At 48.0% G+C, this 11744-nt stretch carries 10 protein-coding genes, 1 other RNA gene and 1 other annotated feature; of the genes, 2 read left to right on the forward strand and 9 right to left on the reverse strand.

The genetic code is table 11. From position 1 onward, the window contains the following. Positions 1–10: 10 nt before the first annotated feature. Positions 11–427 (reverse strand): cysteine metabolism transcriptional regulator CymR, encoded by a 417-nt coding sequence (cymR, locus tag RUW00_RS07725; protein WP_003152730.1) that lies wholly within the window; start codon positions 425–427, stop codon positions 11–13. A gap of 194 nt (positions 428–621) precedes the next feature. Here cymR and RUW00_RS07730 point away from each other — a divergent pair, with 194 nt between their 5' ends. Continuing rightward, complete coding sequence (locus RUW00_RS07730; protein WP_017418226.1) at positions 622–1890, forward strand: replication-associated recombination protein A; 1269 nt, start codon at positions 622–624, stop codon at positions 1888–1890. Between the two features lie 115 nt (positions 1891–2005). Here the strand turns inward: RUW00_RS07730 and RUW00_RS07735 are convergent, their stop codons facing one another. The 5 genes from RUW00_RS07735 to RUW00_RS07755 form a co-directional block, all read right to left on the reverse strand. Next, a complete protein-coding gene (locus RUW00_RS07735) occupies positions 2006–2770 on the reverse strand; it encodes a tRNA threonylcarbamoyladenosine dehydratase (protein ID WP_022552891.1) in 765 nt (254 codons plus the stop codon). A gap of 71 nt (positions 2771–2841) precedes the next feature. Continuing rightward, positions 2842–3033: non-coding RNA, 6S RNA (gene ssrS / locus RUW00_RS07740), on the reverse strand. A 62-nt stretch (positions 3034–3095) separates the two neighbouring features. After that, entirely contained in the window at positions 3096–4874 is a 1779-nt protein-coding gene (gene aspS / locus RUW00_RS07745) for an aspartate--tRNA ligase (RefSeq protein ID WP_007408199.1), read from the reverse strand. A gap of 14 nt (positions 4875–4888) precedes the next feature. Continuing rightward, entirely contained in the window at positions 4889–6163 is a 1275-nt protein-coding gene (gene hisS, locus RUW00_RS07750; protein ID WP_061862430.1) for a histidine--tRNA ligase, read from the reverse strand. Between the two features lie 63 nt (positions 6164–6226). Beyond that, positions 6227–6459 (reverse strand) — a binding site (T-box leader). Between the two features lie 60 nt (positions 6460–6519). Further along, positions 6520–6690 carry a YrzK family protein gene (locus RUW00_RS07755; RefSeq protein WP_003152722.1) on the reverse strand — a complete coding sequence of 57 codons (171 nt, stop codon included), beginning with the start codon at positions 6688–6690 and terminating at the stop codon, positions 6520–6522. Between the two features lie 130 nt (positions 6691–6820). On the opposite strand from RUW00_RS07755, the gene RUW00_RS07760 reads away from it, so the two are divergent. Continuing rightward, entirely contained in the window at positions 6821–8383 is a 1563-nt protein-coding gene (locus tag RUW00_RS07760; protein ID WP_280145346.1) for an N-acetylmuramoyl-L-alanine amidase family protein, read from the forward strand. A gap of 27 nt (positions 8384–8410) precedes the next feature. Here the strand turns inward: RUW00_RS07760 and dtd are convergent, their stop codons facing one another. The 3 genes from dtd to RUW00_RS07775 all read right to left on the reverse strand — a co-directional run bounded on the left by dtd (position 8411) and on the right by RUW00_RS07775 (position 11741). After that, positions 8411–8854 (reverse strand): D-aminoacyl-tRNA deacylase, encoded by a 444-nt coding sequence (gene dtd / locus RUW00_RS07765; RefSeq protein WP_007408194.1) that lies wholly within the window; start codon positions 8852–8854, stop codon positions 8411–8413. A gap of 12 nt (positions 8855–8866) precedes the next feature. Next, entirely contained in the window at positions 8867–11071 is a 2205-nt protein-coding gene (gene relA, locus RUW00_RS07770) for a GTP diphosphokinase (RefSeq protein WP_003152716.1), read from the reverse strand. 157 nt (positions 11072–11228) lie between these two features. After that, positions 11229–11741: an adenine phosphoribosyltransferase gene (locus RUW00_RS07775; protein ID WP_003152714.1), complete on the reverse strand. Its 513-nt coding sequence runs from the start codon at positions 11739–11741 to the stop codon at positions 11229–11231. Positions 11742–11744: the final 3 nt, after the last annotated feature.

Consider the following 11744-nt stretch of genomic DNA (forward strand, 5'->3'; position numbering starts at 1 on the left):
CACCTCTGGTTTAAATATAGAACATATAAGCTTCCTGCTCGCCGTCCGTGTAGCTCGCAAGGTCTTCTAACGTCGTGCTGTCCAGCACGTCTTTTACAGCGTCGCGGATGCGGATCCATAACTCCCGCTTGGCAGGCTCTTCATCCTCAAGCACTTCTACCGGGCTGATCGGCCCTTCCAGCACTCTGATAATGTCTCCGGCCGTTATCTCTTCAGGCTGGCCCCCGAGCACGTAACCCCCGTAAGCGCCTCTGATGCTTTTTACGAGTCCCGCGTTTCTGAGCGGTGATACAAGCTGTTCCAAGTAATGCTCAGAAAGGCTGTTTGTTTGGGCGATGCTTTTGAGCGACGTCGGACCGTCTCCGTGCTTTTTCGCCAATTCAATCATAATGGTGAGCCCGTATCTTCCCTTTGTCGATATTTTCAATATGAACACCCCAGTCAATTCTAATTGTTAATTTATACAAGTAAATGGATATGAATAATCTGTTTAGTATCTTATAGACCAACTGTTATTATAACATAACTTATCCTAATTTTCATTGAAACACGGGGCCCGCCGCAATTCGCTTTTCTAATCGTCCGTTTTCCGTTACCCTGTATATGTAAGGAGAGATGTTCATGAAACCATTGGCGTATCGGATGCGGCCTGCCAATATCGAAGACATTATCGGCCAGGAACATTTGGTCAAAGAAGATAAAATCATCGGCAGAATGGTGCGTGCAAAGCACTTATCATCCATGATCCTGTACGGACCGCCGGGCATCGGAAAAACGTCCATCGCCACAGCGATCGCAGGATCGACAAGCATCGCATTCAGGAAATTGAATGCCGTCATTCATAATAAAAAAGACATGGAGATTGTCGTACAGGAAGCGAAAATGTCAGGCCAGGTCATTTTAATCCTTGACGAAGTGCACAGGCTTGATAAGGGAAAGCAGGATTTTCTGCTGCCCTATTTAGAAAACGGCATGATTATTTTAATCGGCGCGACGACCGCCAACCCTTATCATGCCATTAACCCGGCCATCAGAAGCCGGACCCAGATATTTGAGCTCGAACCGTTAACACCCGACCTGATCAAGCAGGCATTGAAAAGAGCGCTCACAGATGAACACCGGGGACTCGGTTCCTACAGCGTTTCGGTGGACGACGACGCGATGGATCATTTCGCACAAGGGTGCGGAGGAGACGTTCGCTCCGCTTTGAACGCACTGGAGCTTGCCGTGCTCTCCACAAGGGAATCAAGCGACGGCACGATCCGGATTACACGGGAAACGGCGGAAGAATGTCTGCAGAAAAAAAGCTATACTCATGATAAAAACGGCGATGCGCATTATGACGTCTTATCCGCCTTCCAAAAATCGATCCGAGGCTCGGACGCAAACGCCGCCCTTCATTATCTGGCCCGTCTGATCGAAGCCGGAGACCTTGAAAGCATATCAAGAAGGCTTCTCGTGATCGCCTATGAAGATATCGGCCTCGCAAGCCCGCAGGCAGGCCCCCGGGTGCTGAGCGCGATTCAGACCGCAGAACGGATCGGCTTTCCGGAAGCGAGAATTCCGCTGGCCAATGCGGTAATCGAATTATGCCTCTCGCCAAAATCAAACTCCGCCATCTCAGCCGTTGATGAGGCGCTCAAAGACATCAGGACGGGTAAAATCGGCGATGTGCCGAAACATTTAAAAGACGCCCACTATAAAGGGGCCCAAGAGCTCGGACGCGGGATCGGCTATCAATATCCTCACGATTTCGAGAACGGATGGGTCGAACAGCAATATTTGCCTGATCCGTTAAAAAACAAGCAATACTATAAACCGAAACAAACGGGGAAATTTGAAGCCGCCATAAAGCAAGTGTATGAAAAACTGATGAAGCAGAAAAAATAACCGGACAAGGACACCCTATGTGTTCTTGTCTTTTTTGATACCGGCCAAAATCTTTCGTGTAAACGGCGGATTCAAATAAAAAACAGCCTTTCCCTGAAGAAGGCTGTTTTTCTTTTTATTTATCTTTAACCCGTTTAATGTCGATGTCCTTTAAGAGCTCCATGACAACATGTCCGCCCATAATCAGACCGGCCACTGACGGAACCCAGGCGTTGGAAGACGGCGGCATTTGCGCTTTGCGGATTTTCGCTTCATCATTCCCGACTTCTTTTCTGACGTCTTCACGGATGACGATCGGGCTTTCATCAGAAAAAATGACCTGTACGCCTTTTTTAATGCCCTCTTTGCGAAGCCTTGTGCGGACGACTTTGGCAATCGGATCGGTATGGGTTTTTGAAATATCAGCAATCTGAAAGCGTGTCGGGTCTGTTTTATTCGCCGCTCCCATGCTTGAAATCAGCGGAACATTCCGTTTCAGACATTCTTTCATCAGATGAATTTTATAATGAATCGTATCCGACGCGTCAATGACGTAATCAAGCGGATACTCAAAGAACTGCTCATACGTCTCTTCCGTATAAAACATTTTTAAGGCGACGACGTCACAATCCGGATTAATATCCGCGATCCGCTCTTTCATCAAGTCTGTTTTCGGCTGTCCCACCGTCGACAAGAGCGCATGCAGCTGGCGGTTTACGTTTGTAATGTCAACATCATCTTTATCGACAAGCACGATCCGCCCCACTCCGGACCTCGCCAATGCTTCGGCTGCGAATGAACCGACTCCGCCGACGCCGAGAACGGCCACCGTGCTGTTTTTTAACGTGTCCAGCCCTTCTTTTCCAATCGCTAGCTCATTTCTGGAAAACTGATGTAACAAGAACCTCACTCCACATTCTGGTTTTATAAACTCGGCTTGTCAAAAAGCCGCTGGTTTTAGCGCACAAAAAATAAAGTCCCAATTGTGCCGTTGCAGCTTTCCTTCGTTTTGAACCCGCTCTCAGCAGGTGGGTGCCCTTTTTTAAATCTTGTAAGTCCTCTTAACGAATGAAAAGAGGCATGTACGCCATTTAAAAATACGGGCTCCCAAATCAAAAAAATGTTCGGTCAAAACTAGGTGTACAACTAACACATCAGGACTTTATTTAACTTGTCAAAATCATATCACAGCAGATTTTGATTTTCAAGAAACAAACTGCTGATCTTTACTGTTTCACTTTTCTTTTGACAGAAAGGTGAAGTTCTTCAAGCTGGGCGTCGCTCACTTCGCCGGGCGCTTCCGTAAGAAGGCAGCTTGCGCTTGCCGTTTTCGGGAAAGCGATCGTATCTCTTAAGTTTGTGCGGCCTGCAAGAAGCATAACCAACCGGTCTAAGCCGAGCGCGATTCCGCCGTGCGGAGGGGCGCCGTATTCAAAGGCTTCAAGAAGGTATCCGAACTCCTCCTCCGCTTCTTCTTTTGTAAAGCCGAGAAGCCCGAACATTTTTTCCTGAACGTCTTTTTCAAAAATACGGATTGAGCCTCCGCCGAGTTCATAGCCGTTTAAGACAAGGTCGTAAGCCTGCGCTTTCATATCTTCAGGCGCCGTTTCAATCAGGTCAAGATCTTCACGGACAGGCATTGTAAACGGGTGGTGAGCCGCATAGAAACGGCCTTCTTCCTCGTCATGCTCCAGTAACGGCCAGTCCACAACCCACAGGAAGTTGAAGAGGCTTTCGTCAATCAGGCCGCGTTCTTTGCCGAGCTTTAAGCGAAGCGCGCCGAGGGATTGAGCCACAACCTCAAACTTATCAGCCCCGAACAGGAGCAGATCGCCTTCAGAAGCATCAAGCGCTTCAGCCAGTTTTGCCTGCTTCTCTTCATCAAAGAATTTCGCAATCGGGCCTTTTACGCCGTCAGCTTCAACTTTCACCCAAGCGAGACCTTTCGCGCCGTAATTTCCGGCAAAAACGCCGAGCGCATCGATATCTTTTCTGGAATAGTCGCCGGCAGCGCCTTTGACATTGATCGCTTTTACAACGCCGCCGTTTGCCACGGCTGATGAGAACACCTTAAATTCAGTATCTTTCACTATGTCTGACACGTCCGTCAGCAGCATGCCGAAGCGGGTGTCAGGCTTGTCGGAACCGTAGCTGTTCATCGCTTCTTCATATGTCATTCTCGGAAGCGGAAGCGGTACTTCAACACCTTTTGTTTCAAGCATGACTTTCGCCATCATCTCTTCCGCCAGAGCCATGATGTCCTCTTGACTCATAAAGGACATTTCGATATCAATCTGCGTAAATTCCGGCTGGCGGTCGGCACGCAAGTCTTCATCGCGGAAGCAGCGGGCCACTTGATAATACCGTTCAAAGCCCGACACCATCAGAAGCTGTTTAAAAATCTGCGGCGATTGCGGAAGGGCGTAAAATTCTCCTTCATGCACCCGGCTCGGCACTAAGTAATCACGGGCGCCTTCGGGAGAGCTTTTTGTTAAAATCGGTGTTTCAATATCAAGAAATCCGTTTTCATCCAAGAAATGGCGGATGGATTTTGTGACTTGATGGCGCATTTGCAATGTTTGAAACATCGCCGGGCGGCGCAAATCCAAATAACGGTGTTTTAACCGGACGTCTTCAGAAACGTCAGCCGCCTGGTCACTGATCGGAAACGGAGGCGTTTTCGCCGTGCTGAGCACCGTCACCGCTTCAGCTTTGATTTCAATTTTACCGGTTTTCAGGTTGGGATTCACCGTGCCTTCTTCACGGGCAGAAACCGTGCCTTCGATATCAAGCACATATTCGTTTCTGATTGCTTCCGCTGCGGCAAGGGCTTCCTTCGATACGTCAGGGTTGAACACGACTTGCACAATACCCGAGCGGTCACGCAAATCAATGAAAATCAAGCCGCCGAGATCGCGCCGTTTCTGCACCCACCCTTTCAGTTTGACGGTTTCGCCAATCGCTTTTTCAGTTATCTCGCCACAATAATATGTTCTTCCAAACATAGCGTTCCTCTCCTTCACTGCTTTTGATCTGCCTTTAACACTTGTATCAGCTCGTCTAACACCACTTCACGCTGCTCTCCTGTTTCCGCATCTTTTACATTGATTTTATTTTGGGCAAGTTCATCTTCCCCTAAAATCGCAATAAAACGTGCGCCGAGGCGGTCAGCCGTTTTGAATTGGCCCTTCATCTTTTTATTTTCATAATCGATTTCACTTGAGATGCCCGCTTCTCTCAGTTTGTACACGAGGGAAACGGAATAATCCTTCGCTTTTTCTCCGAGCGTCACGATGTAGCAGTCAATCCCCTGATTGACGCGAAGCTCTGTTTTCTCAGCGTCAATGGCTGCCAGCAGACGTTCGATGCTCATCGCAAATCCGATACCCGGCGCTTCAGGTCCGCCGATCTGTTCAACAAGCCCGTCATAGCGGCCCCCGCCGGCAAGTGTTGTAATCGCTCCGAATCCTTCGGCATTGCTCATAATTTCAAAAGCGGTATGGTTATAATAATCAAGCCCTCTGACAAGGTTCGGATCTATTTCGAACGGGATGCCGAGATCGTTTAAGTATTGTTTTACTTTCTCAAAATAAGCGGCTGATTCTTCATTTAAGTAATCAAGAATGGACGGAGCCGTTTTCATCAGTTCATGCTCTCTGTCTTTCTTGCAGTCAAGAATTCTGAGCGGGTTTGTGTGCAGACGCGACTGGCAGTCTGAGCAAAACTCTCCGATGCGCGGTTCAAAATGTTTGACGAGCGCTTCCCGGTAGGATTTGCGGCTCTCCTGGTCACCAAGGCTGTTCAGCACAAGCTTGATATGTTTCAAACCGGCTTTACGGTAAATACTCATCGCAAGCGCAATGACTTCTGCATCCACGGCCGGATCTTTGGAGCCGATCGCTTCAATTCCGAATTGATAGAATTGGCGGAAACGTCCTGTCTGCGGACGTTCGTAACGGAACATCGGTCCGACATAATAAAGCTTCGTCGGCTGCACCGGGTTCGCAAATAATTTATTTTCATTGAACGCGCGGACCGCAGCGGCCGTTCCTTCCGGCCGAAGCGTCAGGCTTCTCCCTTTACGGTCTTCAAACGTGTACATTTCTTTCTGCACGATATCTGTAGACTCACCGACACCTCTTGCGAACAGTTCCGTATGCTCGAAAATCGGCGTGCGGATTTCTTTATATTGATAAGTGCGGCACGTCTCCCTCATAATTTGTTCGACGAACTGCCATCTGTCTGATTCACCCGGCAGTATGTCCTGTGTGCCTCTCGGAATGTGATATGCCATGTTACAGGCCTCCTTAATGTCTTTCTTCAAATAAAAAAACTCCCGCTCCTACTATACATGTATAGTAGGGACGAGAGTTATACCCGTGGTGCCACCCTAGTTGGAATGCCGAAGCATCCCCGCTCTGACCTTTAACGCAGGTTCACGTCCGCTGCCTAATGACTTGCAAAAGCGTTCAGCAGGGAACCTCCGGAGTGTTGTTTCGAGAAAGATGCAGTGCGGATCCGCTTTCAGCCCGGGACGGTTCCTCTCTTCTCCATGCATTCTGACCTACTCTTCTCCATTATCGGTTCAAAATCGTTATCATGACTTATGTACATCAATTTCTATTATAATAATGGGATTGCACTCCCCTGTCAAGTTTTATTCCGTCTGTTTTTCCTTGCGACCGCTTCTTTCGATAAGAGACCGAACTCCGTCGCCGTCTCTTCAAGAAAACCCGCCTTTTCTCTATCGCTCTGATCACTGAAGTGCAGATTTCCTTCCGCATCGTGCAGCGCGCGTCCCATTTTTGGTTGATATTTCATGATTTGCACACCTTTTCGCTGTATTTATGACTAGTATAAACAAACCATTTTATTTTTATTTAACATTCAGCAAGGAAAATACGATATTATACAAGAATGTATTTTAGTTAGTTCAGAAAGGAGGACAGCCATGAAGAAGAGAACTCTTGCTCTTATTTTATGCGGCGTCATCATCACAGCGCTTCTTCCGTCATTCCACACCGCAATCGCCGCAGAGGGAGAAGCGGTCATCGCGACAGACAAGATCAATGTCAGAGGCGGTCCCGGCCTGAGCTATGGAATTAAGGCTGAAGTAAAAAAAGGGGAAAGATACCCGATCGCTAAAGAAGAGGGAGACTGGGTGCAGCTTCAGCTGAGCCCCGGTAAAACCGGATGGGTCGTTTCCTGGCTGATATCAAAAACAGCCGGGGGAGCAGACAATTCATCCGCAACAAGCGGAACGGTCACTTCCACCGATCCTGACCTCCGCATCAGAAAAGGCCCGGGGACATCATATGAAGTCATCGGCAAACTTCCGCAAGGCGCACATGCATCTGTGCTGGACAAGAACAGCGGATGGGTGAACATTTCTTATCAAGGCACAACCGGATGGGTTTCTTCCGAATACGTCACCGCGGACAGCGGCGGATCGGATACGAAAGCAACTTCGGCCCGAAGCGGGTCAAAAAGCGGAACGGTCGGCGTTTCTTCATTGAATGTCAGAAGTGCAGCATCACATGATTCAGCGATTATGACTAAATTATCACGCGGAACAAAGGTTTCCATCTTAAGTGAAGACCACGGCTGGCTGAAAATTGAAGCAAACGGGCAAAAAGGCTGGGCAGCAAGCCACTACATCATAAAGGATACTGACTCATCGGACAGCGCATCCGGCTCGGGAGACGGTTCTGCGGGCTCAGGCTCCTCGAAAAAAGCGTATATTATTTACGGCGGCACCAACTTAAGGAGCTCGGCCTCGACTTCCGCTTCTATCGTAAAAAGAGCAGATAAAGGCGCAGCCTACCCGATTGTCGGCTCAAGCGGCAAATGGTATGAAGTCCGGCTTGAAAACGGACAAACCGCATATGTGGCAAACTGGGTCGTACAAACGTCAAAAAGCGGTGAGGAAACAGGCGAAGCACCTTCTCCCAACACGTCAGGCGGCAGCGGCTCACTTAAAAACAAAACGATCGTCGTTGATCCCGGACACGGAGGAAAAGACAGCGGAACGATCGGCTACTCCGGAAAGTTTGAAAAAAACGTAACGATTAAAACCGCTAAGCTGCTGGCCCAAAAATTGCGGGCATCCGGTGCAAACGTGTATATCACCAGACAGGATGATACTTTTATCAGCCTGCAGGCCAGGGTTTCAACCTCTCATTACCGGAATGCGGATGCCTTTATCAGCATTCACTATGACAGCTATGCCGATACGTCAACACGGGGAAGCACGGCTTATTATTACAGTCCGTCTAAGGATCGCCAGCTTGCCTCAGACGTCCATTCTGAAGTAGTGAAGCGTTCCCCTATCCCGGATCGCGGCGTTCTGTTTGGCGATTATTACGTCCTGAGGGAAAATAAACGGCCTGCCATGCTGTATGAGCTCGGCTATCTCAGTCAACCGCAAGAAGAAACAATCATACATAGCGGCTCTTATCAGGAAAAAGTGACAGACGGAATTGAAAGCGGATTGGAACATTATTTTCAATCATAAAAAAAGCTGCCGAACGGCAGCTTTTTTTTATTGTTTAGAATCCATAATCAATGTAATCGGCCCGGAATTCGTCAGCTGAACATCCATCATGGCTCCGAATATTCCGGTTTCCACTTTGACTCCTTTTTCCCGAAGGAGTTCGTTCCACTTTTCATAAAGGAGCACAGCCTGATCCGGTTTAGCCGCATTCATAAAATTCGGGCGTCTCCCTTTCTTCGTTTCGCCGTAAAGCGTAAACTGGGAAACGGATAAAATCTCCCCGCCCGTATCCAAAAGCGATAAATTCATCTTGCCGCTTTCATCATCAAAAATCCGAAGATTCACGATTTTATCCGCCAAGTAAGCGGCATCTTCTTCTGTATCTTCATGAGTGATGCCGACAAGCGCCATAATGCCGGGTCCGATCCGGCCGGCGACAGCGCCGTCAACCGTCACACTTGCTTCTGTTACACGCTGAACAACTAATTTCATAGCAAGCTCCTTTTAGTTCATTACCCGCCGGACCGAATAGATGTCTCTGATCTGCTTAATCCGCTCGACCACTTTATGCAGATGGTTGATGTTTTGAATAAAAATCGCCATATGAATCGTAGCGACTTTATTGCGGTCGGATTTGCCGGAGACAGAGGAGATGTTGGTTTTCGTCTCATTTACGGCTTGGAGCACCTCATTTAAAAGCCCGAGACGGTCATACCCCAAAATCTCAATCTCAACGTTATATTCTTTGCGTCTTTGAACCTGTGATTCATGCTCCCATTCAACAGGGATCAGACGTTCCTGCGCTTCATTCGTTTTGACGTTCGGACAGTCATCCCGGTGAACGGATACACCGCGCCCTTTTGTAATAAAACCGACGATATGGTCGCCCGGCACCGGGTTGCAGCATTTCGACAAGCGAACGAGAAGGTTGTCAATGCCTTTTACGCGCACACCCGCTTCCCGTTTTCTCCCTTGCGGATAATGTTTCGGCTCGGAAGTGACTTCCTGAACGATTTTTTCCTGCTCTTCCTGGTCACGCAGCTTCCGTTCTTTTTCGGTGAGCCTGTTGGCCACCTGAAGAGCGGTAATGCCGTTATACCCGACCGCCGCGTACATATCCTCTTCATTTGAGAAATTGAACTTGTCGGCAACTTTTTGAAGATTTTCGAGTGTTAAAACATCTTTCACTTCAAAATCAAGATTTTTAATTTCTTTCTCGACAAGCTCACGGCCTTTTTCGACGTTTTCTTCACGGCGCTGTTTCTTAAAGAATTGGCGGATTTTGTGTTTCGCCTGGGACGTCTGCGCCAGTTTGACCCAGTCTTGACTCGGGCCGTATGAATGCTTGGACGTCAGAATCTCGACGATGTCGCCCGTCCGGAGCTTATGGTCAAGCGTCACCATTTTTCCGTTCACTTTCGCCCCGATTGTTTTGTTGCCGATCTCCGAGTGTATCCTGTAGGAAAAATCAATCGGCACAGAGCCTGACGGCAGTTCAATGACATCGCCTTTTGGCGTAAATACGTATACCATGTCAGAAAACAGATCGATTTTCAGCGATTCCATAAATTCTTCCGCATCGGTAGACTCGTTTTGGAATTCCAGAATTTCACGGAACCAGGACAGTTTTTTCTCAAATGTCGCTTCTTCGTTTGCAGCCTTGCCTTCTTTATATGCCCAGTGTGCGGCCACCCCGTATTCAGCGATCTCATGCATCTCAAACGTTCTGATCTGCACTTCCAGCGGATCGCCTTTAGGCCCGATTACGGTCGTATGCAGCGACTGATACATATTCGGCTTAGGCATCGCAATATAATCTTTGAATCTGCCCGGCATCGGCTTCCAGCACGTATGAATAATGCCGAGTACGGCGTAGCAGTCTTTAATGCTTCCGACAAGAATACGGACGGCGAGCAGATCATATATTTCATTGAACTGTTTATTTTGCAGCGCCATCTTGCGGTAAATGCTGTAGATGTGCTTCGGGCGTCCTGAAAAGTCCGCTTTGATATTCACTTCTTCGACCCGTTTTTTCACTTCATTGACAACCTCTTCGACATAAAGTTCGCGTTCCGCGCGCTTTTTCTTCATGAGGTTGACGATTCTGTAATACTGCTGAGGATTCAAATAACGGAGAGCGGTGTCTTCAAGCTCCCATTTGATTTTAGAAATCCCGAGCCGATGGGCCAGCGGAGCGAAAATTTCCAGCGTCTCATTTGAAATTCTCCGCTGCTTTTCCTGCGGAAGATGCTTTAACGTCCGCATATTGTGAAGGCGATCCGCCAGCTTGATCAATATGACTCTGATATCCTGAGCCATAGCGACAAACATTTTTCGATGGTTTTCCGCCTGCTGCTCCTCTTGAGATTTATACTTAATTTTACCGAGCTTCGTCACGCCGTCGACAAGCATCGCCACTTCTTCAGAAAATGCTTCCTTCAGGTCGTCGAGGGTGACATCCGTGTCCTCTACCACGTCATGCAGAAATCCGCCCGCAATTGTGGAAGGGTCCATTTCCAGATCGACGAGAATCCCCGCCACCTGAATCGGATGAATGATGTACGGCTCACCTGATTTGCGGTACTGTTCGCGATGCGCGTTTTGCGCATACAGGTAAGCTTTCTCAACAAACGCAATCTGCTCCTCCGGCAGATAAGTGCGCGCTTTATCTATTACTTGCTCGGCAGTCAATACTTGTTCGTTCGCCATGGAATCACCTTTTTTAAATGTAAACTGTATTAGTTTATTATCAAGAAAAAAACGAGAGATGTAAAGGGCAGAAGTTCAAAACACCTAAAGAATCTGTCAGGATGATGAAATAATAGGAAAAAAGCACCCTGACACGAGTGCTTTTTTCCATATGCGGTTAATATTTCATTAATGTTAAAATATCGTAATCGTCAAGCTTGTCTCTGCCGTCAAGGTAAGAAAGCTCGATTAAGAACGCAATACCGGCTACGACGCCGCCCAGTTCTTCGACTAGCTTAATCGTTGCTTCGATCGTGCCGCCTGTTGCAAGCAAGTCATCAGTAATCAGCACGCGCTGTCCCGGCAGAATCGCATCTTTATGAATTGTCAGTACGTCTTTTCCGTACTCCAAACCGTAATCGACTTTAATGACCTCACGCGGAAGTTTTCCTTCTTTCCGAACCGGCGCAAAGCCGACTCCGAGAGCGTATGCAACCGGACAGCCGATAATAAAGCCGCGCGCTTCAGGCCCGACAACTAAATCAATTTCTTTTTCTTTTGCATATTCAACAATTTGGTCAGTGGCGTAACGGTATACGTCGCCTTTGTCCATCAATGTCGTAATATCTTTAAATTGTACGCCTTCTTTCGGGTAATCGGGCACAATTGTTACGTATTTTTTAAGATCCATCTG

Source organism: Bacillus sp. IS1, assembly GCF_032461585.1.
GTDB classification, from domain to species: Bacteria; Bacillota; Bacilli; order Bacillales; family Bacillaceae; genus Bacillus; species Bacillus velezensis.

Coding starts and splice junctions, on each gene's coding strand:
- hisS (WP_061862430.1), bottom strand. CDS start 6,163: ATGGCATATCACATTCCGAGAGGCACACAGGACATACTGCCGGGTGAA.
- RUW00_RS07755 (WP_003152722.1), bottom strand. CDS start 6,690: ATGAAATATCAACCAAAAATGGGACGCGCGCTGCACGATGCGGAAGGA.
- dtd (WP_007408194.1), bottom strand. CDS start 8,854: ATGAAATTAGTTGTTCAGCGTGTAACAGAAGCAAGTGTGACGGTTGAC.
- relA (WP_003152716.1), bottom strand. CDS start 11,071: ATGGCGAACGAACAAGTATTGACTGCCGAGCAAGTAATAGATAAAGCG.
- RUW00_RS07775 (WP_003152714.1), bottom strand. CDS start 11,741: ATGGATCTTAAAAAATACGTAACAATTGTGCCCGATTACCCGAAAGAA.
- RUW00_RS07760 (WP_280145346.1), top strand. CDS start 6,821: ATGAAGAAGAGAACTCTTGCTCTTATTTTATGCGGCGTCATCATCACA.
- RUW00_RS07730 (WP_017418226.1), top strand. CDS start 622: ATGAAACCATTGGCGTATCGGATGCGGCCTGCCAATATCGAAGACATT.
- aspS (WP_007408199.1), bottom strand. CDS start 4,874: ATGTTTGGAAGAACATATTATTGTGGCGAGATAACTGAAAAAGCGATT.